We start from the raw sequence: 21,632 nt of genomic DNA on the forward strand, positions 1-21,632 counted from the left end.
TTATAGACAAATCACCCGATGTTATTTATTCTTAGATTAATAAGGGTATTCGTTATTGTGAGGAAAAACTGTAAGTTTTGACGAAGCAATCTTAGACAAAATTCCTGAGATTGCCACGCTCCTTTCAGTCGCTCGCGATGACGAAGGTAACTGACACCGTTTAATCTAAAAGGATCAAGGATGATATACCGAATATTATGTTTATGCATATTCATAATAAATTTCTCAACGATCACGGAGGCACAAAATGTGCCGATTAAAGAAGATAATTTTAAAGTTAGAGTAGCTGTTGCTGATGTACAATCTATATTGGAAGGTTCGATAGCTATAAAAGATTTGCGTAATAAAATCGAAAAGCTTAATCATAAAATTCAAGAGGATATTGCTGCAAAAGAAGCAGAATTTAAACCGCTGGAAGAGAAATTGCTAAATGAGCGTTCTAATTTAAGTGAAACCGAATTTGAGCATAAAGTAAACGAATTTAATGCAAAAGTTAGTCACGTTAGAAAAGAAATTCAGATTAAGAAAACAAAGCTTGAACAAGCCCACGCTGAGGCTATGAGTAGAGTCCATGAAACAACTATTACAATAATTAGTGAACTTGCTGAGAAATATAACCTTAATTTGGTAATTCCAAGTGCTCAAGTTTTATATGCCAAAAATAATTTGAATATAACTTCCGAAGTGACTTTTATGTTGAATGAAAGGTTAAAAGAAGTAACTATAAACTATTAATGGCGTTGTTGTATGGTTTAGTTTTAACGTCATTGCAAGGAAAATTACGAAGTAATTGACGAAGCAATCTCAAGATATTTGACAAGATTGCCACGCTCCTTTCAGTCGCTCGCAATGACGATTTGGTATCCACGCAGGCAGTGCTATTATTTAACGAGAGTATTTAATATGGCAGAATTTACACCGATTACAATTGCATACGGAGACGGTATAGGTCCTGAAATAATGGAGGCAGTGCTTTATATATTACGTAAAGCCGAGGCTCGTATTCGTTTAGAAACCATTGAAGTAGGTGAAAAGCTTTACAAGAAGCATTATACTTCAGGCATAAGCGAGGAAAGTTGGGAGTCGATACAACATACCGGTATTATACTTAAGACCCCGATTACTACTCCGCAAGGTGGAGGATATAAAAGTTTAAACGTCACGATTCGTAAAACATTACAGCTTTTTGCTAATATTCGTCCTTCCATTTCGTTTTATCCCTTTACTAAAACACTGCATCCAAATCTAAACCTAACTATTATACGTGAAAATGAAGAAGATTTATACGCAGGTATAGAATACCGCCAAACGCATAATATGTATGAATCGGTTAAGTTAATTAGCCGTACCGGTTGTGAAAAAATTATTAGATATGCTTTTGAATATGCAGTAAAAAATAACCGTAAAAAAGTCACGTGTTTAAGCAAAGATAATATTATGAAATTTTCCGATGGGGTTTTTCATAAAGTATTTAATGAGATTGCAAAAGAATACCCGCAAATTAATAATGAGCATTATATTATCGATATCGGGACGGCAAGGCTTGCAACCAAACCGGAAATATTTGACGTTATCGTAACTTCTAATTTATACGGCGATATCATATCCGACGTAGCTGCTGAAATTTCAGGCTCGGTAGGGCTTGCAGGTTCTGCAAATATCGGGCAGCATTATGCGATGTTTGAAGCAGTACACGGAAGTGCTCCCGATATTGCGGGCAAAGATATTGCTAATCCGTCAGGGCTGTTAAATGCTGCAATAATGATGCTAATACATATAGGGCAGGGTGATATCGCTAGTGTAATCGAAAATGCTTGGAAAAAAACTATAGAGGATGGAATTCATACAGCCGATATATATAATGAGCAGAGTTCTAGTAAAAAAGTCGGCACAAAAGAATTTGCCGAAGAAGTAACAAAAAGATTAGGACAACTACCTACAAAACTACCTAAAGCAGATTATCCGTTAATTGCTGAGAAACAAGAAAGCAATATAGATTATAAAATTGATACTAAAGAAGTTAAGAAATTGGTTGGTACGGATATATTTGTAAATATGAAAATATCTTCTGCTCATGATATAGCGGATAAAATTAATAAGCTTGATCTTGGCAATTTTGAGCTAAAAACTATATCTTCAAAAGGGCTAAAATTATGGCCTCGTGATACAAGATTTGAAACTGTTTCCGATCATTGGTGTTGTCGTTTTATGAATAAGGACGGCACGGAAATAAAGCATTTAGATATAACAAGATTACTTGAAGCTTTAAGCAAAGCAAATATCGATTTTATCAAAGTAGAGAATTTATTTGAGTTTGATGGGGTGGCAGGGTATAGCTTGGCTCAGGGTGAGTGATATACTCGATGAACTTCAAAAATTGGCTACGTCGTTCTACAAGAGCTGCGGTACTCACATATTAAGTATACGATGCGTTCCTCGTCTTGTGGATTCCTTGCTCTTTTTGAAGTTGATCTTCATCTATCAATGCTAAATAATTAATAAGATTAAAAACAATGATATTATACTATATAGGAATCTTATTAGTAATTATTGGATTATTTGCTGTATTTTCAGGGATAATCGGGTTTTTTAGATTTCCTGATTTTTATACTAAATTACATGCAGCAAGTGTTATTGAGAGTTTTGGAGTGCCTATTTGCTTAATAGGCTTTGCGTGCATTAAAGCAGATATTATTAACTCTGTTAAATTAATTTTAGCAGCTTTATTGATTTTTCTACTAAATCCGGTAGCAACTAATGCACTCGGTAAAGCATCGCTGCTTTCGATATCATTCCTGCGAAAGCAGGAATCCAGAAAAACAACTAAAAATACTAATAATATTAGTATTTTTTAACTAGACCCCGTGGTCAAGCCGCGGGGTGACAGTGGTGAAACCAAACCACACAATAAAGCCCCGCTTTTGCAGGAATGACATTAGACACCAACATCTTATAAAACTAATGAATACAGCTTTAAATTTTGATCTCGGCAATTACCTACTTAACTTAATTGCTTTTTTATTAATTTTAATATCCATAAAAATAATTTTTGTTAAAGATTTACTAAATGCAGTTATTGCTTCCTCTGTCTTTAGCTTATTAATCGGTGTATCTTATCTCATTATGGATGCTCCTGATGTCGCAATGACCGAAGCAGCACTTGGAGCTTGCTTATCAACATGCGTATATTTGAATTTGTTACGTAAATTACCTCCTGATTTAAAGAATATTGAGAGAACTAATATTATTCCCGCAAGTTTAATATGTTTATTGTTTGTAGTAACTCTTGCTTATATGGGGCTAGAATTATCGAATTACGGTGATGATAATGCTCCTATTCATATGCATTCAAGTAAATATTATATAGAAAATACCAGTAAAGATATAGGTGTACCTTCTCTTGTTGCAGCTATTCTTGCAAGCTATCGTGGATATGATACTTTAGGTGAAACTAGCGTAATTTTAATTGCAGGAATTGCCGTGTTGTTGATATTTTCAAAGAAAGATGTCATACCGCGACTTGATCGCGGTATCTTAGGACACAATATGCTAAACAAGATCCCGTGGTCAAGCCACGGGATGACAAAATCCACAATTATATTAAAAGCTTATCCGATAATAAAATATATCACTAGTTTTATAATACCTTATATAATTTTATATAGTATATATATTCAGCTTAACGGTGAGTCTTCGCCGGGCGGCGGTTTTCAAGCAGGTGTTATATTTGCATCTAACCTTATTGCTTATGATTTAGTTTACGGTAATCGAAAATTAAGCCGATATTTTCCTCCTAATGTGCTAATTTGTATTGCTATTTTAGGTGTAGCAATATATGCAATTGTAGGAACTATATCACTCTTTTTTAATGATAATTATTTAAATTATTATTCACTAACAAATTTTATCGATGATAAGTTACTTGCTCAGCATATCGCTATAGTTATTGTTGAAATTGGCATAGGTTTAACTGTCGCAGCTATTATGTACTTAATTTACAACGTATTTAATAATTATGAATAATCTATTTGTATTAATTAAGCGTGAATTTATAGTGCAGAATCGCATTAATAATATAATTAAATATCTAGTTATATTTTTTTTATTTTGCATAATTAGTACTGTTTTAATTAACAATGAAAGGGATATTAATAAATTCGGTTTAATTTTTTCGGTAATTTGTTTATTAATTTCATTAATCGGTTTTTCTTCGATTATATTTAAATATGATTTGGAAGACGGAAGCTTAGAGTTATTATTATCAATTGTTAGTCATGAAAAAATGATATTAGCTAAATTTTTTGCTATATTTATCAGTAGTACGGTAGGGTTGGTTTTTATTTTACCCATTATTTATGTTTTTTTTGATCAAACTTTGCTTGAGATAGTATTTTTCTTTATTAGTGTATGGATGATATTAGTTTTATCAAGTAGTTTAGTAGTTTTATCCGGTAGCGTGCAATGTTATTTTAAGAAGAATGCTAACTTTGTCGGTACGTTTATCATGCCGTTATTAATTCCGAATATTATAATGACAGGTTTAATATTACAAGATAATAACTTACAATTAATTTTTATTATGATAGGAATTAATTTAGTATTTTTACCGATTTCATTCTTCTTGAGTTCCTATTTAATTAAAAATATTTATAATATTACGTGATTTTGCTTTATTTTTACTAATGTAGTGATATAAAATAAGATGAATATTATTAATAAATTTTTTTGAGAAAAATATATGTGGCAGGCTTTACGAAGGTTAATTGCAGCAAATCCTATGGGATTTTTTCTGTGGTCTATTATCACTAAATGGTATTTAATTATAGCAGTTGCTTCCTTAATTACTGTATATTATACAGTATTAGGATTAAAAAAGATTGGGTTTATAGATTATTTTACTAAAACTACAGTCGAGATATTAGATATAACTAAAGCAGTTGCTCAAAATTGTACTACAACACTCGGTCCTAATTGGAATCATTTAGTTAGTTTTTGGAATTGCTTAAGTGATCCTGGAGAATATAAGCATGAAGAAGGGACAGGAGCAAAAGTGTTAGAAGATGAAATAAATAAGCTTACGCCAAAACAAGCAGATAGTGCTGCAGACGCTGAACGTCCTATAATAAATCCTTATGAAGAACTAGAAAATCCAAATAATCTTAATAATACCCCAAGCAGTAGTAATAATAATCGTTAATTTATGTCACTTTAATATTGTATGTCGGATACTGAAGATAATAACAACAAACAAACTACACGTCGTGATTTTATGGTTCTAACGGCTAGTAGTGTTGCAGCAGTTGGGGCAGCATGTACTCTTTGGCCTCTCGTTGATTCTTTAAACCCTTCTGCAGACGTGCTAGCTTTATCATCAATTGAGGTTGATTTATCAAATATTGCAGTAGGGCAAACAGTTACGGTTAAATGGCAAGGTAAACCGGTTTTTATCACTAACCGTACTCCTGATAAAATAGCTGAAGCAAGAGCCGTAAAAATGTCAGAATTGATCGATCCTGAACCGGATGAAGCACGTGTGAAAGCAGGGCATGATAATTGGTTGGTGACGATCGGGATCTGCACGCATTTAGGTTGTGTGCCGCTTGCTAATCAAGGTGAATATGATGGATGGTTCTGTCCGTGCCATGGTTCACAATATGATTCTTCAGGCAGAGTTAGAAGAGGTCCTGCTCCTTTAAATTTAGCAGTACCGCCTTATACCTTTATTAGCGACAAAAAAATTAGAATTGGGTAGTTATTTATGAATGAAGATATTACCCCTAAAAAGCCTAATGCCGTTGTCCAGTGGATAGATTATCGCTTACCGATTTTCTCTTTCTTAAAGCATTTTAGCCATTATCAGACTCCAAAAAATCTTAGCTATTTGTGGAATTTAGGCTCTATTGCCGGTATTGCGTTAGTGATTCAGATAATTACCGGCGTGGTGCTTGCTATGCACTACACACCCCATGTTGATCATGCTTTTGATAGTGTTGAGCGAATCATGCGTAATGTAAATTACGGCTGGTTGCTGCGTTATACTCATGCAGTAGGTGCATCGATGTTTTTTGCCGCCGTATACTTACACATAGCAAGAGGTTTGTATTACGGTTCTTATAAAGCACCTAGGGAACTGCTTTGGCATATCGGTATCATCATTTTTCTAACCATGATGGCTACTGCTTTTATGGGCTATGTGCTTCCTTGGGGGCAGATGAGCTACTGGGGAGCAACGGTTATTACTAATTTATTTTCGGCTATTCCATTAATAGGGGAATCCATAGTTACGTGGCTGTGGGGTGGTTTTTCCGTTGATAACCCGACATTAAATAGATTCTTCTCACTGCATTATTTATTGCCGTTTATTATTGTTGCTCTTGTGATGCTGCATTTAGTAGCCTTACATCAGCATGGCTCAAATAACCCAAAAGGTATCAACGTTCAAAGCCCTAAAGATACTATTCCGTTTCACCCTTATTATACCGTAAAGGATTTTGTCGGTTTTGGGGTTTATTTCATAATATTTGCCTATTTTATTTTTTACGAACCGAATTATTTAGGTCATCCCGATAATTACATTCCAGCAAATCCGTTAGTTACGCCTGCTCATATCGTACCTGAATGGTATTTTTTGCCGTTTTATGCGATCCTTAGAGCCGTACCTTCTAAACTCGGCGGGGTGTTATTAATGTTCGGAAGTATATTTGTGTTATTCTTACTACCTTGGCTTGATACTTCAAAAATTAGAAGTAGTAATTATAGACCAATATACCGAATTGCTTTTTGGATATTTATGGCAGATTGTTTATTGCTTGGTTATTTAGGCGGGCAGCCGGCAGAAGAGCCGTATATTACCATTAGCCGTTTTGCTGCGTGCTATTACTTTTTTCATTTCTTAGTAGCTCTGCCGCTGATAGGTAAATATGAGAAGCCACTGCCATTGCCGGAGGAGTTGTAAGAGTTAAGTCGTCATTGCGAGCAGCCGTAGGCTGCGTGGCAATCTCAGGCAAGATTCCTAAGATTGTTTAGTCGAATTACTTATATTAGTAATGACGTTTTTTGTATCATGCAAATTTATGAAGCAACCAATAGTATATATAGTAACTAACAAGAAAAATGGTATACTCTATACCGGTGTTACTTCTAATTTAATAAAAAGAGTATACCAACACAAAAATGATATAATTAGGGGGTTTAGTAAAAAGTATAATTGCAAAATTTTAGTATTTTATGAGATTCATGAAACTATGAATTCAGTAATAAATAGAGAAAAACAAATTAAAGCCGGTTCAAGAGACAAAAAAATTAAATTAATAGAACAAACAAATATAAATTGGGATGATTTATATAATGAAATTATTCTGTAATAAAAATATCATTGCAAGGAAAGACAAAATCTCGACACGACAATCTTATAAAATAATAATAAACTTCTGAGATTGCTTCGTCAAAATTTTCAATTTTTCCTTGCAATGACGACTCAAAAAATTTATGAAAACTAAACTACTTATCTCTAGCATCATACTACTAACTTCATGCTTAAGTCTAGCCAACGAAGAAGCATTACCGCCGAAAAAGATGAAATGGTCATTTGACGGCGTATTTGGCACAGTTAATCGTGAAGCTGTACAAAGAGGTTTTCAGGTCTATAAAGAAGTTTGTAGCGTTTGCCACGGTTTAAACAATTTATATTACCGTAATCTTAAAGATATCGGTTTTTCGGATGATGAAATAAAAGAAATCGCTAAAGGATATACGATAAAAGACGGACCTAATGATGATGGTGAGATGTTTGACCGTCCCGCTCTTCCATCGGATCGTTTTGTACCTCCTTACCCTAATGAGCAAGCAGCGAGAGCGGCTAATAACGGAGCCCATCCTCCTGATCTATCTTTAATAATAAAAGCACGTCATGACGGAGCTAATTATATATATTCGCTCCTTACCGGCTATACCGAACCGCCGGCAGATTTTAAGCTGATGCAAGGAACTCATTATAATCCCTATTTCCCTGGCGAGCAAATAGCAATGCCACCGCCGCTTACAGACGGGCAGGTAACCTATATGGACGGTACTAACGCAAGTGTAGAGCAGATGTCGCATGATGTTGCGGTATTCCTGCAATGGGCGGCTGAGCCGGAAATGGAACACCGTAAATCTATGGGTCTTAAAGTTATGATGTTTTTGGTAGTATTTACTATCTTTTTCTATATTGCAAAAAACCGCATTTGGTCTAATTTAAAGTAGTTCAATATTATTTTTACACGGTAAAATCGTCATTGCGAGCGACCAAAGGCGTTGTTGTATGGATTGAAAAACGCACTCGGTGTCATCCCGTGGTCAAGCCACGGGGTGACAGTGGAAAAGCCGATCCATGCAACAACGTCCCTCTCTTAGTATAATGACTTATCTTTGCTATACTTATCCTAAAATTTATATAGATAGGTATTTATGATTACTTTATTTGCAGCGATCACAGGCTTTATTAGCTCTATTATTCCTGAAATTTTAAAAATATACAAAGATATTAACGACAAAAAACACGAGATAAATATTTTAGATCGTCAAATTGCTAATAACAAACTCAATCAATCCAAAACTTTTACAGAGCTTACTATATCGCAAGAAATGGCAGAGCAATATTCTCTACTCCACTTATAAATCAGGTGTTAGTTGGGTTGATGCTTTAAACAGCTTGGTAAGACCCATACTCGCCTATAGCTTTTTTGCAATGTATGGGGGTGTTAAATATGTTCAATATAAATCGTTAAAAAGTTCTGCTCTGCTAGTGGAGTATTGAGATATATTATGGAGCATAGAAGATCAAACTATTTTTGCGGGGATTATTAGCTTTTATTTTGGTCAACGTACTTTCAGCAAATTATGGAAGTATACTCGGTGAATTTCAAAAATTGGCGTTGTCGTTCTACAAGATCTGCGGTGCTCACGTATTATTTATACGCTCCGCTCCTCGCCTTGTGAACTCCTAGCTCTTTTTGAAATTGACCTTCGTCTACTAATTCTTCATTTACTCTGAGTATATAAGACTTGAATTTTGAATAGATAATGTTATATATTTAAATATATAACTAACAAAATTAATGGTGGTTTTATGTTAAAGAGCGTAAGATTATATATTCCGTCTATAGCAGCTATTATTTTATCTAGTAATATTGCAATAGCTAATAAGAATTATGATTCCGGTCATGCAGTGCCGCTGCGTCAGGTAGTAGATTTAATAGATAATCAAATTACAAATATTGATAATTTATTTAAAAATAGATTGCCATTGTATGAATTTAATAGCATAAAAAGCAATTTTATTACTAAAGATAAGCACTATATTATTATTATGGAAGTACCTGGTTTTGATAAAAGTCAAATTAAGGTTAAAGTGAACGGCAATAAATTATTTATTACAGGGAATATAGAAGAAAAAAATAAAGGTGATGATTCAGATAATTATATGAATAAAAATTTTAATTATGTAATGTCATTATATGAAGATGTAGATCAGGCAAATATCTCTTCAAGTCTTAAGAATGGAATACTTACTATTATTCTACCTCGCATTGAGATTAAAGAACAAGAAGCAAGAGAGATACCGATTAATTAATTAGCATTTAATTTTTCTGAAACAAAACCTTTCTCTATATAGCTAGGTAATTTTATTAGCTCCTGTTTTAGTTCATGATCTACTTCTGAGGTTTCAAATTTTCGATCGACTAAAAAAATCATAAGTTTAGTGTTATGATTGAAGAAGAAGTCAAAATTCGGTTTGTTATCAAAATATCGATTAACACGAGGAAAATGATAAGCATGAGTAACAATAGCAATTTCGGCATTATCTAGGTCAATATTACCGTTTTCATGCTCTTTATATAGAGTTTTAAATTGTCCGCCGGTATTGGTGTGATTTTCCGGTAACGTGAAAATATAGAAATTTTCTTTCAGATAATCGATAATAATATTTTTATCAAGGGCTTCTTTTAGTAAGCTATTATCATAAGCTCTGCCATTAAATAAAATTATCGGTTCGTATTTTTGTAATTCTTCAGATGTTAAGTTAGATTCCTGCTTATCAAGTTTTTTAGCTGCTACTTCTCTTGCTATTTCGATCCCACAAGCCTCATTCTATTATATCCGTCCTCTTTATCTACCGCTCCAATATTTTGAGCATCAGAATTAATCGGTATTTTTGTATAAGAATGTCTTGCAGATAAAACCCATACATAGTTTATATTCTTATCTATTTCAGGATTTTCGGTTGCATAAATATTTTGTATTTCTGAGATAAAATTCTTGCGGATTTTTTCATTAGCAGGATCAAACTCTAGATTATTTAGATCGGTTATTATCTGCTCAAAATGTTTGTCTTGAGTAAATTTTTGATAATTTTGGAATCCTAAAAATGAAACTACACCTATAATAATTATAGAAATAACAGTGGTAAGGTTTTTATAGTTTTTCATGTTGTGATAAAAATAATGAGGTTGAAATACGGATATGTCATACCATAGCTTGACTGTGATATCAAGAAAAATAACTTTTAGTAACTTATTCGCTTTTTAGCTTTGCTAGCTCTTGAGGGGTAGGCAGAAATTTTTCAAGCTTTTTAGGTAATGTTTCTGTAAGCTTAAATTGTGATACTCCTATTGATTTTTGGATGCCTTCTATAGCGTATTCTACAGTAATACCTTGTTTTTCTTCACACAAAATTAATCCAATTGTAGGATTATCCGAATTATCTTTAATTTTGCGATCCATTAAATTAAGATAAAAATTTAGTTTACCGGCATATTCCAGCTTAAACTTACCGGTTTTTAATTCAATAACAACATAACATTTGAGTTTTATGTGATAAAAAACTAAATCCAAATAATAATCTTCTCCCTCAAGTTCTATATGATACTGATTGCCAACAAATGCAAAACCTTGTCCTAACTCTAATAAAAAGTTTTTAATATTATCTATCAATTTATTTTCTAAATCTCGTTCTATTATTTTACCTTGAATATCTAAAAATTCTAAGTTATAAGGGTCTTTTATAATCGACCTTGCTAAATCAGATTGTAATTTAGGTAAAGTATTGGAAAAGTTATTTATACCTTTCGCTGACCTTTCATATAAATTACTTTTAATTTGCAAAGATAATACATTTCTTGACCAACCATTTTCGATGGTTTGTTGTGCATACCAAATTCTTTGATTTATATTTTTTAGTTTTGAAAAAATAATAATATTATGACTCCATGGGATTTCTCCAACCGCCTGTTGGAGAATTTGGTCATTTTATATTCTGCAAAAAACTGACGCATATAAGAAAGGTTTTGATATGATAATCCTTTCATTTCAGGAAATTCTTTACGCAAATCATCAGAAATATTTTGAATAACTTTTGATCCCCATTTCTCTTTATTCTGACGTTCTAAAATTAATTTTCCTATATTCCAATAAAGAACTATCAATTCTTTATTAACTGCTAAATGGGCTCTAATACGAGCTTTGCTAATTTCTTGTTTTAAATTTTTAATTAAATCAGTATATGATTCATTACTTAAAATATTGCTCATTGATTTTAACTACTTCTTACCACCCGCATTCATAGCAAGGCTTGCGGAAACAAATTCTTCAAGGTCACCGTCAAGTACTCCTTTAGTATCAGAAGTTTCATAATCGGTGCGTAAATCTTTCACCATTTGATACGGTTGCAAAACGTATGATCTAATTTGATGTCCCCAGCTATTATCGGTTTTAGCGGCATTCTGCTCGTTAACGCTGTCCGTGCGTTTCTGCATTTCAAGCTCATAGAGTTTTGCTTGAAGCATTTTCATAGCTTGAGCTTTATTTTTATGCTGTGACCTATCGCTTTGGCATTGCGTTACCGTATTGGTCGGTATATGGGTGATACGTACCGCAGAATCGGTAGTATTAACGTGCTGTCCGCCGGCTCCTGATGCTCTAAAAGTATCGATTCTTAAATCCTTATCCTCAATAGTAATTGCTATATTATCGTCAATTTCAGGATATACCCAACTACTTGCAAAGCTGGTCATTCTTTTACCTGCTGCATTAAACGGAGAAATACGTACCAGCCTATGAACTCCTGCTTCGGTTTTAAACCACCCGTAAGCACGCTTGCCTATTATCCTAATCGTACATGATTTAATGCCTGCTTCTTCGCCGTTAATAATATTGATTATTTCGGTTTTAAAGCCGAGTCTCTCGGCAAAACGCAAATACATACGCATCATAATAGATGCCCAGTCATGGCTTTCAGTTCCTCCCGCACCGGCATTAATCTCTAAAAAGCAATTATTACTGTCTGCTTCACCTGAAAATAAACATTCAGTTTCAAATTTGGCAGCGATTATGCTTAAATTTTTAAAGTCCTGTTCAACTTGTGAAAGTGTTTCTAGGTCGTTTTCGGCAGCCATTGCTTCAAGTTCTAAAGCATCTTTTAAATTGGATTTGAGCTTATTAAAAGCATTTAGTTTTTCTTCTAAATTACTTTTTTCTCGTAGTAATTTTTGTGCATTAGCCTGATCATTCCATAAACTCGGGGCGGCTGCTAATTCTTCTAGTTCTTTCAGTCTTTCAGTTGATGCTTCAACGTCAAAGTGACCTCCAAAGTAGTTCTAAAGACTGCTCAATTTTTTTTACGTAATTTTCTATTTCGGCTCGCATTATTTTTTCCTGTTATAAATTTCGATTTTGTTATATATTATCGTGATTGTAGCCGTCATAAGCTACGGAAATTACAAAGTAATTGTACGTACGCAATCTCAGGAGTTTGTTATTATTTCATGAGATTACCACGTCGAGGCTTCACCTCTCCTCGCAATGACGGGGATGACAAAACACAAATTATATCACAATAATTATGAATAATCAAAAATATATAAGGAACTTTTCAATAATCGCTCATATCGATCACGGTAAATCTACATTAGCCGATAGGTTAATTGAGCATTGCGGTGGCTTGCAGGCTAGGGAAATGAGCCAGCAAGTACTAGATTCGATGGATATCGAAAAAGAGAGGGGTATAACTATTAAGGCACAAACCGTGCGGCTTGTATATAAAGCTAAAGACGGCAATACCTACTATTTGAATCTAATGGATACTCCTGGGCATGTTGATTTTGCTTATGAGGTTAGTAGGTCACTTGCTGCTTGTGAAGGGTCGCTATTAGTAGTTGATAGTACGCAAGGAGTAGAAGCCCAAACGCTTGCCAATGTTTACCAAGCAATCGAGAATGATCATGAGATTGTGCCGGTGCTTAATAAGATTGATTTGCCGGCGTCAGAACCTGAGCAGGTTAAGCAGCAAATAGAGGATATAATTGGGATCGATGCAAGTGAAGCTATATTGATTTCGGCAAAAAGCGGTATAGGTATTGAGTTAGTTTTAGAGGCAATAGTAAATAAATTACCTCCGCCGAAAGAAAGTAACACTGATATTTTAAAAGCTTTGCTTGTTGATAGTTGGTATGATCCATATCTTGGTGTGGTTATTTTAGTACGTATTATTGATGGAACTCTGCGTAAGAATATGCGGATTAAAATGATGGCTACTAACTCAGTTTATACAGTTGAGAATGTTGGATATTTTACTCCGAAAAAACATATTTCGGATGTTTTGCATGCAGGCGAAATCGGCTTCTTTACTGCTTCTATAAAGCAAGTAGCGGATTGTAAAGTCGGGGATACTATAACTGATGAGAAGAAGCCTTGCGAGCAAGCTCTACCGGGTTTTAAACCAAACTTACCCGTAGTATTTTGCGGGCTTTATCCGACAGATAGTTCAGAGTTTGAGCATCTAAAGGATTCTCTTGCTAAATTACGCCTTAATGATGCTAGTTTTGAGTATGAAATGGAAAGCTCGTCAGCACTCGGAGTAGGTTTTAGATGCGGCTTTTTAGGGTTACTACATTTAGAGATAATCCAAGAACGTTTAAGTAGGGAATTCGATTTAGATTTGATCACCACTGCCCCAAGCGTAGTGTATAAAATCCATATGCGGGATGGTGAGAGCTTGGAGATTCATAACCCCGCAGATTTGCCTAATTTGCAAAAAATCGAATCGATGGAAGAACCATGGATTAAGGCAACTATAATGGTACCTGATGAGTTTTTAGGTGCGGTATTATCGCTTTGTACGGAAAAGAGGGGAATGCAACTCGATTATAGCTATATAGCAAATAGGGCTAAAATAGTTTATAAATTACCGTTACATGAGATAGTTTACGATTTCTACGATCGTTTAAAAAGCTGCTCTAAAGGTTATGCAAGTTTTGAATGGCAAATGGATGTTTATGAACCTTCCGAGCTTGTTAAGCTTGGGATTTTGGTTAACGCAGAAGCGGTTGATGCACTGTCCACAATCGTACATCGCTCACGTGCCGAGCAGAGGGGTAGAGCGTTATGCGTGCGGTTAAAGGACTTGATACCAAGACAGCAGATCGATATAGCAATTCAAGCAAGTATCGGTAGCCGTATTATTGCCCGTGAGACTATTAAAGCCCTGCGTAAAGATGTTTTATCTAAATGTTACGGCGGCGATATAAGCCGTAAGCGTAAACTTCTTGAGAAGCAAAAAGCAGGTAAAAAGAGAATGAGACAGTACGGTAATATCGAAATCCCGCAATCTGCCTTTATTGCAGCCTTGAAAATTGGGGATGAATAAACTTTTTTTATTTTGTATAAAGAAAACGCTAGACGTTATAGAAAAGATTTGTTATAAGAAGTTACAGCATATTTTAGAAAGCTTGATACAAGCGAATTTTGTAGATCTCGCCTGTGCTCACGTACTTTTGTACGCTGTGCAGGCTCGCCTTTAAATTCATCTTATCTGAAGCTTTCTAAAATATGCTGTATCTAAAATTTTTTAGAGTTTCTAGGTTCTGTGTACTTTTGATTAATGATTATAATTATGAGATATTTTTAAGCGAAAATTAATAAGATTTTTGAGGGGGTAGCTGTTCCTATTTCAAAAAAATCTTATAATTTGCAGCTAAAAGCCATAATTATAATCATTAATCAAAAGTACACAGAACCTCTATTCCTCGGTAGCTCAGTGGTAGAGCAAACGGCTGTTAACCGTTCAGTCGCTGGTTCGAGTCCAGCCCGGGGAGCCATTCCTCGACTTTCGACACATTTATGAATGAATCAAACGGCGAATGCAGCGTAAAGTCAAGCTTTTTGCCTGTTAATTTAATTGTCGAAAACATAGTTTTTATTAGGCGTCTTTTTCTCTCAACATTCGACAACATAAAATATTGATGTGCATTGGCAGTTAGATTTAGTACATCTATCATTTTTTCCGTAAAACAATCATCACCTTTATTATGCTCTGCTATCTCTAACATTACTTTATCTTGATGTTTTTTCCATTATGTTTTCTTACGCAAAAACTCTTCTCTAGTTATAATCCCGTCCGCTACTAACTCTAAATATGAATCGAGCTTATTTGTTCTATGTTAAAAAACTAGTAAAGACTCGTTAAACGTCGTCAAATAGAACGTACAGTATTTTAGGGAAAGTTTACGCTAAAAAATTACTTGATAAACTCGAATATTTAAACACTAAAGTAAAAAATCCTGTGGATATAGAGGAAGTTAAAAAAGGCATCTACTACGCTCGCAAATATCACGGCTCACAAATGCGTAAATCTGGTAAACCTTATTACTCTCATCCGATTGAGGTGGCAATTATGCTTGCAGAGTTTGTAGCCGAAGAAGTACTAAGCTTTATAATGCTATTATGCTGCAAGCTGCTTTACTGCATGATACTATTGAAGATACAGAACTTACTGAAGAGATAGTAGCTGAGATCTTTGAACCAAAAGTAGCAAGACATGTAGAGGGATTAATGCGAATCAAACCTTATGGTAAAATTACCGCTAAAGAAAGCTTAAACCTATTAATTCAGCAAAAAAGATATAATACGGCACTTATAAAATTATTTGATCGAATACATAACGTGCAAACTCTAGGAGTTAAATCTCTTGAAAAAGCACAAAAAATTATAGAAGAAACTATAACGGATTTTTTAGTTGTTGCTGCTCACTTGGAAATACACAGTATAGAAGAAAAATTATTCAATATATGTAATGAATTTATCAATGGCAATAAAACTATTATTAAATTTGATGCTCACTGTTCTTTTCTAAATTCTCAAAGTGACGTAACCCGAAATAATAGCCTATTGTTACCCCGGTATCATAATCATTAATATCCCCCAGTAAAATGTTCAGTTAAGTAAGCAAGACCAAATGAAGTTATTAAGAGCATTATTGCACGTGATATAGCATATATGAGGCTAAATGCATAAAACGTTTAAATATCGGAAAATGTTTAAAAAAATTGAAAAAGCTGGATTAATAAAACAACCAAATAACATGATAAACAATTGTATTAAAAATATATAAGTTGGGTTTGTAGCATTATAAAACAAATAAGGACACGCTATAATAAAAATAGCAAATACTGATAATTTTATTTTAAGAATTTTTAAAGGATAAATTTTTGTGCTTAAATAGATTAATAAAAAAGCATCAAATAACTCTATGACAGATACGAGTAAATTTTGATGTATAACCTGTTCAGGAGTATAATTAAAATTATTTTTTAAAATATCACCGCAATAAATATACGTTAAATAAAACCCCAAGGGCTAAGCACAATCTGTTAGGAAAAATGCTAAAAGCTTTTACCGCTAATATTATCCCTCTGTTTCTTCTTTGATATTTGACCTGCTCCGTGCTTTAAAACGTAATTACAACAATCCATTGCCTCTTTATATTTTCCTATTAAATTTAGCAATACGGCTTTATATCTATATAAATTTAGTTTTTCATATTCAATTTTAAATTCTAAAACCTCATTTATAGAGTTAAGTGCTTCATAGTATTTTTTCTGATCACTTAGATGTATCGCCCTTATAAAAAGGTAGCATATTTGTAATTCTTTATTTTTTATACCTAATCTTTGGATTCTTCTAAAAAATCTTTCTGATTCTTCAATCTTTTTTTTCATTTAATACTCCCAAAGCTATCCCTTTATTAAAGTAGAATAAAGCGTCGTTTTTAGCTTTATTGCTTTATTAAATGACTCTAATGCTTTTTCCGGTTCCATATATATTTGAGATTTACCCAACAAATACCAGTATTCACTATTATTTGATTCTTTATCAACTTGCATAATAACCTAAATATTAAAGACTTTTTGAAGTCTATAATCTGCTTAATTTTTATTAACTTATTACTAGCTATTCAACAATCGTTAACTAAAAATTAATAAATATTATTAATTAGTTGTATTTTTGTTAACTACATCTCTTAATAATAGTAGAAATAGTAAAAAAATTATAAAGACTTAGTGTAGGTTATTCTTGGAGTTATGATTTAAGAAAGTTTTTACAAATGACTATTAATAATGATGTTTATATAAATCAGTTAAAACCAACTGCAAAAGCAGCAATGCTTATTCGTAAACCAATTGATCAAGTATTTGAAGCTTTTATAAATCCTAATATTACCTCAAAATTTTGATTTACTAAAAGCAGCGATAAGCTAGAAGTTAAGAAACAAATCACTTGGACATAGGAAATGTATGGCTTCTCAGCTCAAGTTAACGTGCAGGAAATTAAAAAAAATAAAAAAATACTTATTGAATGGGATGCATATAAAACCCCAACATTGGTAGAATGGCAGTTTACTTCGATTAGTTCAGGAGAAACTTTTGTTACTATTACAAATAACAGTTTTATAGGTGATGGTAATGAAGTGGTAGAACAGGCTATTTCTTCAACTGAAGGATTTACCTTAGTGCTTGCCGAAGCTAAGGCATTTCTAGAGCATAATATTATTTTAAATCTTGTAATTGATCGCTTTCCTAAAAAAATAGATTAATAAAAGAATTAAAACTTTAAATTTTCTTTTAATAGTTTAATATGAGAAAAAACATTAAACTTTAAAGATATATTTCTTATAGTAGCAAACTAAGATATGCAAACTTCAATTCTAAGTCCATTAATAACAAGATTAAAAATCTTATACCGTTCCCAAGATACTTTACCAAAGCTAATAGAAGATTAGAAAATCAAAGCTCAGTCTTTAGAGGAATATTATGTAAAATTACAGATATTACTTAGTGAAGATGATGAAGCAGCTAAAGCAGCATTACGTGATAAAGTTGTCGGAGAAAAGAAATCAATAGAAATAGAGAATATTTTTAAAGCCATAGATACGGAAAAAAAGATAAGGGAGTTGTTTGATAAAAATTATCAAGTTCAAGAAGAAAAAATTGATAATATAGTTAAGTCACTAGAGGAAGAAACAAATGAGGAATACAAATTTAAACTACTTTATAAAAATTTACCTAATAAAAGTGAATCAGAAATAAAAAATATAATTGAGCAAGTAAACAGAATTCAAGCTGATATGGGTAAAGTATTGTTACTCGGTAGTGCAGGAATAGGTAAAACCACGTTAATGCACTATCTATCTCATAAATGGGGAAAAGAAAAACTGTGGAACGACAAATTTGATTATGTCTTTAGAATCAGGTTAAAGGAATTGTTAAATGAAAATTGGAAAGACGATTATAGTGGGTATTTTGATATTAATAATTTATCTCAAAGTAAACTCAATTATTTTATCCATTATTGTTTAGGCGGTAGTGAAAGTACATTAAGTGTTAAGGAAATAATGGATATCCAAAATAAAGATAAGATATTGTTATTACTTGACGGATATGACGAAGTAGCACATCTAAATATCCGAGATGAATTTAAAAAGTTAATAGATAAAATATTAGAATATAAAAACGTAATAATGAGTTCTAGACCTAATGCGGTTGTAGAAAAAATGAGTAACGGGCTTGAGCGGAAAGTAGAAAATACAGGCTGGGATAGTGAGGGAATAGAGCAATATGTAAATAAAAATTTTGAAGATGATAAAGAGCTGGGAACACAATTAAAAAGCTTTTTAGATACTCATAGCCAATAAAAGAAATATGCGAAGTTCCTATCAATACTGCATTAATATGTTTGGTTTGGGGCGATAAAGATATAAGGGATAAGTTTCAAAAAAACAGTAATGAAGATTTTAATATAAGCCGGCTATATCAAGAAGTGGTAATATGGCTTGGAAAAAAATATTTTCAGAAATTTGAAAATGAAAGAATAGTAAATATTATCTACACCTGAATTTCAGTTCTTACAAGAAATAGCTTTTGAAGCTGTGGTAAATACAGGAAAGCTAGTAACACATCAATTAATAAAAGCAAAGTTAAAGGATAAGGATTTTACAATTCTTAATATAGAAAAAATAAATAAGCTTGGGTTGCTTAAAGCGGAAGGAACAAGCGAAAGCATAATAAATCTAAATCATCAATTTATTCATTTAACATTTCAAGAATATCTAGCTGCACTCCGTTTAAAAAATCAATTAAAAAATAAAGAGGATAAAAGTAAAGCTGTGAACTTTATAGGTGAGCATAGAAACGACCCGAAATATTTAATGGCTCTAAAGTTTTTAGCAGGGATAGTAAATAAATGATAATAATCAAGAGTTAATAGAAATATTTTGGGAAGCTACAACTTACAACATTAACGATATATTAGAGCTAGGGATTGAAAGAAAGATTATATTATTAATGCATCTACTAACTCAAAGCAAAATTAATGAGAAATTTGATGATAGAATACTAAATCTAACATAAATCCAAAATTTAATGGATGAGATCGTACTAAAAGATATTACAATTTGGGAACAACATATAAATAGACAGCGGATATTTATCAGAAAAAATAATTAAAACAGTAAATGAGAAATTACGAAAAAGAAAATCTGCATTTCAAGAATTAAAAGCATCTGTAGGAATAATAGCAGGCTTAGCAAATAGAAATGAATGGGGCAGTAAAACTAAAGTTTATGAAAAATTAAGGATATTCGGTTGCAGAAGATATTATTACAAAAATTAGCACAAATATTAGACGAAACAATAGATAAAACAGTATTCTAAAACAGTTTAATACAATTGTCAAATAGTTGGAATATTGCGTTCTCAGAAGAATTAGAGCAATATGTAAATCAAGTATTCACTAAAATAATAAGTACTAAACCTACTTTAGATAAAATAGTACTAAATTACGCAAATTATAGTATTTTAGATGAAGCAGTAAAAGCAATGCCCGCTCCTGAAGTATTTAATTTTGTGAAAGAGCTACTCATAAATTCTAACTATAGTGGTATCATGTATGTAATTATTAACATTTTGCCTAAGATGATAGAAGCAATGACTATTCAAGAAGCCACTCTTTTTTTTTAAAAAATTACTTATAAATCTTGACTATGATGTTAAGCATGCAGCTATTGTAAACTTGTCTAAAACAGTAAAAGTACCAAAGATTAGAGGCTCATGAAATTAAGATAGATAGTCACAATAAAACACTAAAAGATAGTGGAACAATATAAAAAGCAGAAATTAATAGAGAAATTAAAAGTTTAACACAAGAAAGCCCATTATTATACGATTACTGTAATACATTTTATGGGAATATAGACAATATTATAAAAGCTTGCCGTATTGCTGAAACTAAAATATTTAAAAATAATATTAATGAGAAAGAGGCTATAATAAAAATATTGTCGAAAAGTCTAGATTTAATAACGAAAGGTCTCTTAACAGATGTGTTAAAAGATTTGGCTTGCAGTATAGTAGAAGCAAGGCATGAGAGAAAGCGTGGAAATGAAGTAATTAGTATAAATGATTATTATTCGCAATAAAATTGGAATGGAAGATTTAGATGATAGTTTAAAGAAAATAGCTATTAATAAAACGCAAGAACGTAGAAACGAAATAATAAATCTCCAAAAAATACATGTATCAAATTCTTGTTCCCCGAAATCTCAACCTAAAATACAAAAATTAGGTAATGTGGTTAAAGAATTTGTGTTTCCTAAAGCTTTAAAAAGACATGATATGGATAATTTAACTGTGCAGCTAGCTTTAAAGATTCTATTTCATTTATCGAATCTTTATATACAAACCGTGATGATATATTGAATGAAAAAAACGATTTTTACATGCAGGATGAAAAGGGTGAAAATAGTAATATTGTCTAATGTTAATCTCTTCTGACACCCAATAAATGCAAAATCAGATAAGCAGCAATTGCCACTCTCCTAAGAATCGTGCATGCTGGTTTCCCCGCACACGGCTCAAGCTCCTTGTTAGACCCAGCTATTTGGTGGTGTGTCACCTTCCCCCCACTAAATGGAGCGTTTTATTATGAACCCAATGCACATGTGATGAATTTCTTTTGAGTCGCTCACGCTTTTCAAAATATTTCTTATATGCCGGATCATATATTGTAGCATCCATTTTCACTTTAACATGTCTTACAATCGGTAAATATTTCATTATTTCATATTTATAATAATGTACCCATCCTCTTAACTTAGAGTTTAACTGGCGTATTAATTCTACAGTTGTTGATGTAATATTCATCTTGATACCTTCTCGAGCTTCTTTCATTAAGGATCAGATATCTTTATCATATTGGCTATCTAGCAACTTATCTGATTGTGATTATCAGAAGGGAATTACTCTCACGAGATTTTCCCTATG

The 21,632-nt window shown here is 32.7% G+C and carries 28 protein-coding genes, 1 tRNA gene and 4 pseudogenes; 21 read left to right on the forward strand and 12 right to left on the reverse strand.

Features of this window, described 5'->3' with window-relative positions:
* Positions 1-11: 11 nt before the first annotated feature.
* Positions 12-215 (reverse strand): hypothetical protein, encoded by a 204-nt coding sequence (locus RAS_RS02170; protein WP_232049389.1) that lies wholly within the window; start codon positions 213-215, stop codon positions 12-14.
* Between RAS_RS02170 and RAS_RS02175 the strand changes: the two genes are divergently transcribed.
* The 12 genes from RAS_RS02175 to RAS_RS02235 all read left to right on the forward strand — a co-directional run bounded on the left by RAS_RS02175 (position 181) and on the right by RAS_RS02235 (position 9,613).
* Positions 181-735 (forward strand): OmpH family outer membrane protein, encoded by a 555-nt coding sequence (locus RAS_RS02175; RefSeq protein WP_010423519.1) that lies wholly within the window; start codon positions 181-183, stop codon positions 733-735. The genes RAS_RS02170 and RAS_RS02175 overlap by 35 nt on opposite strands.
* Positions 736-903: 168 nt before the next feature.
* Positions 904-2,355 (forward strand): NADP-dependent isocitrate dehydrogenase, encoded by a 1,452-nt coding sequence (locus tag RAS_RS02180; RefSeq protein ID WP_147141951.1) that lies wholly within the window; start codon positions 904-906, stop codon positions 2,353-2,355.
* A gap of 158 nt (positions 2,356-2,513) precedes the next feature.
* Positions 2,514-2,855, forward strand: a complete 342-nt coding sequence (locus RAS_RS02190; RefSeq protein ID WP_147141957.1) for a Na+/H+ antiporter subunit G — start codon at positions 2,514-2,516, stop codon at positions 2,853-2,855.
* A gap of 106 nt (positions 2,856-2,961) precedes the next feature.
* Positions 2,962-4,023 carry a DUF4040 domain-containing protein gene (locus tag RAS_RS02195; protein WP_147141960.1) on the forward strand — a complete coding sequence of 354 codons (1,062 nt, stop codon included), beginning with the start codon at positions 2,962-2,964 and terminating at the stop codon, positions 4,021-4,023.
* On the forward strand, positions 4,016-4,663 hold the full coding sequence (locus tag RAS_RS02200) for a heme exporter protein CcmB (protein WP_010423515.1): 648 nt from the start codon (positions 4,016-4,018) through the stop codon (positions 4,661-4,663). Before RAS_RS02195 ends, RAS_RS02200 begins: the two co-directional genes overlap by 8 nt.
* 75 nt (positions 4,664-4,738) lie before the next feature.
* On the forward strand, positions 4,739-5,197 hold the full coding sequence (locus tag RAS_RS02205) for a DUF2670 domain-containing protein (RefSeq protein WP_010423514.1): 459 nt from the start codon (positions 4,739-4,741) through the stop codon (positions 5,195-5,197).
* Between the two features lie 21 nt (positions 5,198-5,218).
* Entirely contained in the window at positions 5,219-5,752 is a 534-nt protein-coding gene (gene petA / locus RAS_RS02210; protein WP_147141963.1) for a ubiquinol-cytochrome c reductase iron-sulfur subunit, read from the forward strand.
* 6 nt (positions 5,753-5,758) lie between these two features.
* Positions 5,759-6,955 (forward strand): cytochrome b, encoded by a 1,197-nt coding sequence (locus tag RAS_RS02215; protein WP_010423512.1) that lies wholly within the window; start codon positions 5,759-5,761, stop codon positions 6,953-6,955.
* A gap of 118 nt (positions 6,956-7,073) precedes the next feature.
* Complete coding sequence (locus RAS_RS02220; RefSeq protein ID WP_147141966.1) at positions 7,074-7,364, forward strand: GIY-YIG nuclease family protein; 291 nt, start codon at positions 7,074-7,076, stop codon at positions 7,362-7,364.
* A gap of 124 nt (positions 7,365-7,488) precedes the next feature.
* Positions 7,489-8,244: a cytochrome c1 gene (locus RAS_RS02225; protein WP_147141968.1), complete on the forward strand. Its 756-nt coding sequence runs from the start codon at positions 7,489-7,491 to the stop codon at positions 8,242-8,244.
* 204 nt (positions 8,245-8,448) lie between these two features.
* Positions 8,449-8,658, forward strand: coding sequence for a hypothetical protein (locus RAS_RS02230; protein WP_147141971.1), 210 nt, complete (start codon positions 8,449-8,451; stop codon positions 8,656-8,658).
* A 451-nt stretch (positions 8,659-9,109) separates the two neighbouring features.
* Positions 9,110-9,613, forward strand: coding sequence for an Hsp20/alpha crystallin family protein (locus tag RAS_RS02235; RefSeq protein ID WP_147141973.1), 504 nt, complete (start codon positions 9,110-9,112; stop codon positions 9,611-9,613).
* On the opposite strand, the gene RAS_RS10415 is transcribed toward RAS_RS02235, so the two are convergent.
* The 7 genes and pseudogenes from RAS_RS10415 to prfB all read right to left on the reverse strand — a co-directional run bounded on the left by RAS_RS10415 (position 9,610) and on the right by prfB (position 12,684).
* Positions 9,610-9,735: a hypothetical protein gene (locus tag RAS_RS10415; RefSeq protein ID WP_269473005.1), complete on the reverse strand. Its 126-nt coding sequence runs from the start codon at positions 9,733-9,735 to the stop codon at positions 9,610-9,612. The genes RAS_RS02235 and RAS_RS10415 overlap by 4 nt on opposite strands.
* A 110-nt stretch (positions 9,736-9,845) precedes the next feature.
* A pseudogene (locus tag RAS_RS10670) lies at positions 9,846-10,029 on the reverse strand (hypothetical protein).
* Positions 10,030-10,106: 77 nt separating this feature from the next.
* A complete protein-coding gene (locus tag RAS_RS08500) occupies positions 10,107-10,469 on the reverse strand; it encodes a hypothetical protein (RefSeq protein WP_172616086.1) in 363 nt (120 codons plus the stop codon).
* An 85-nt stretch (positions 10,470-10,554) separates the two neighbouring features.
* Positions 10,555-11,145 carry a PDDEXK nuclease domain-containing protein gene (locus RAS_RS09420; protein ID WP_232049286.1) on the reverse strand — a complete coding sequence of 197 codons (591 nt, stop codon included), beginning with the start codon at positions 11,143-11,145 and terminating at the stop codon, positions 10,555-10,557.
* Positions 11,146-11,169: 24 nt separating this feature from the next.
* Positions 11,170-11,256 (reverse strand): annotated as a pseudogene (locus RAS_RS09425) (DUF1016 N-terminal domain-containing protein); the annotation flags it as partial.
* Positions 11,217-11,570 carry a DUF1016 N-terminal domain-containing protein gene (locus tag RAS_RS09430; protein ID WP_232049287.1) on the reverse strand — a complete coding sequence of 118 codons (354 nt, stop codon included), beginning with the start codon at positions 11,568-11,570 and terminating at the stop codon, positions 11,217-11,219. The pseudogene RAS_RS09425 and the gene RAS_RS09430, both read right to left, overlap by 40 nt.
* A gap of 9 nt (positions 11,571-11,579) precedes the next feature.
* Positions 11,580-12,684, reverse strand: a protein-coding gene (prfB, locus tag RAS_RS02250) for a peptide chain release factor 2 (protein ID WP_147141976.1) whose coding sequence is annotated in 2 segments (ribosomal slippage) — positions 11,580-12,614 and positions 12,616-12,684 — 1,104 coding nt in all. Because the reading frame shifts where the segments join, the coding sequence is not laid out codon by codon here.
* A gap of 196 nt (positions 12,685-12,880) precedes the next feature.
* Here prfB and lepA point away from each other — a divergent pair.
* Positions 12,881-14,683 carry a translation elongation factor 4 gene (lepA, locus tag RAS_RS02255; protein WP_147141980.1) on the forward strand — a complete coding sequence of 601 codons (1,803 nt, stop codon included), beginning with the start codon at positions 12,881-12,883 and terminating at the stop codon, positions 14,681-14,683.
* A 62-nt stretch (positions 14,684-14,745) separates the two neighbouring features.
* Here the strand turns inward: lepA and RAS_RS09435 are convergent.
* Positions 14,746-14,874, reverse strand: a pseudogene (locus RAS_RS09435) (palindromic element RPE3 domain-containing protein); the annotation flags it as partial.
* 185 nt (positions 14,875-15,059) lie between these two features.
* Between RAS_RS09435 and RAS_RS02265 the strand changes: the two are divergent.
* Positions 15,060-15,134 (forward strand) — tRNA-Asn (locus RAS_RS02265).
* A 392-nt stretch (positions 15,135-15,526) separates the two neighbouring features.
* Positions 15,527-16,230, forward strand: a pseudogene (locus RAS_RS02275) (HD domain-containing protein).
* Positions 16,231-16,697: 467 nt separating this feature from the next.
* On the opposite strand, the gene RAS_RS02280 reads toward RAS_RS02275, so the two are convergent.
* The gene (locus RAS_RS02280; RefSeq protein WP_147141982.1) at positions 16,698-17,033 is read right to left on the reverse strand and encodes a hypothetical protein; all 336 of its coding nucleotides are present in this window, start codon (positions 17,031-17,033) and stop codon (positions 16,698-16,700) included.
* 15 nt (positions 17,034-17,048) lie between these two features.
* On the reverse strand, positions 17,049-17,198 hold the full coding sequence (locus RAS_RS08505) for a tetratricopeptide repeat protein (protein ID WP_172616110.1): 150 nt from the start codon (positions 17,196-17,198) through the stop codon (positions 17,049-17,051).
* A gap of 221 nt (positions 17,199-17,419) precedes the next feature.
* On the opposite strand from RAS_RS08505, the gene RAS_RS10420 reads away from it, so the two are divergent.
* From RAS_RS10420 to RAS_RS02305, 6 genes are all read left to right on the forward strand, one after another.
* Complete coding sequence (locus RAS_RS10420) at positions 17,420-17,548, forward strand: SRPBCC family protein (protein ID WP_269473006.1); 129 nt, start codon at positions 17,420-17,422, stop codon at positions 17,546-17,548.
* A gap of 57 nt (positions 17,549-17,605) precedes the next feature.
* Positions 17,606-17,908: an SRPBCC domain-containing protein gene (locus tag RAS_RS08960; RefSeq protein ID WP_197734680.1), complete on the forward strand. Its 303-nt coding sequence runs from the start codon at positions 17,606-17,608 to the stop codon at positions 17,906-17,908.
* Positions 17,909-18,265: 357 nt separating this feature from the next.
* Positions 18,266-19,006 (forward strand): NACHT domain-containing protein, encoded by a 741-nt coding sequence (locus RAS_RS09440; protein WP_232049288.1) that lies wholly within the window; start codon positions 18,266-18,268, stop codon positions 19,004-19,006.
* Between the two features lie 234 nt (positions 19,007-19,240).
* The gene (locus RAS_RS09445; RefSeq protein WP_232049289.1) at positions 19,241-19,558 is read left to right on the forward strand and encodes a hypothetical protein; all 318 of its coding nucleotides are present in this window, start codon (positions 19,241-19,243) and stop codon (positions 19,556-19,558) included.
* Between the two features lie 481 nt (positions 19,559-20,039).
* Positions 20,040-20,330 (forward strand): hypothetical protein, encoded by a 291-nt coding sequence (locus RAS_RS02295; protein ID WP_147141986.1) that lies wholly within the window; start codon positions 20,040-20,042, stop codon positions 20,328-20,330.
* Between the two features lie 438 nt (positions 20,331-20,768).
* A complete protein-coding gene (locus RAS_RS02305) occupies positions 20,769-21,068 on the forward strand; it encodes a hypothetical protein (RefSeq protein WP_172616111.1) in 300 nt (99 codons plus the stop codon).
* A 192-nt stretch (positions 21,069-21,260) separates the two neighbouring features.
* Here RAS_RS02305 and RAS_RS02310 read toward each other — a convergent pair whose 3' ends face one another.
* Positions 21,261-21,512: a group II intron maturase-specific domain-containing protein gene (locus RAS_RS02310; RefSeq protein WP_197734681.1), complete on the reverse strand. Its 252-nt coding sequence runs from the start codon at positions 21,510-21,512 to the stop codon at positions 21,261-21,263.
* Positions 21,513-21,632 lie beyond the last annotated feature (120 nt).

The organism is Rickettsia asiatica, assembly GCF_007989425.1.
Classification (GTDB): Bacteria; Pseudomonadota; Alphaproteobacteria; order Rickettsiales; family Rickettsiaceae; genus Rickettsia; species Rickettsia helvetica.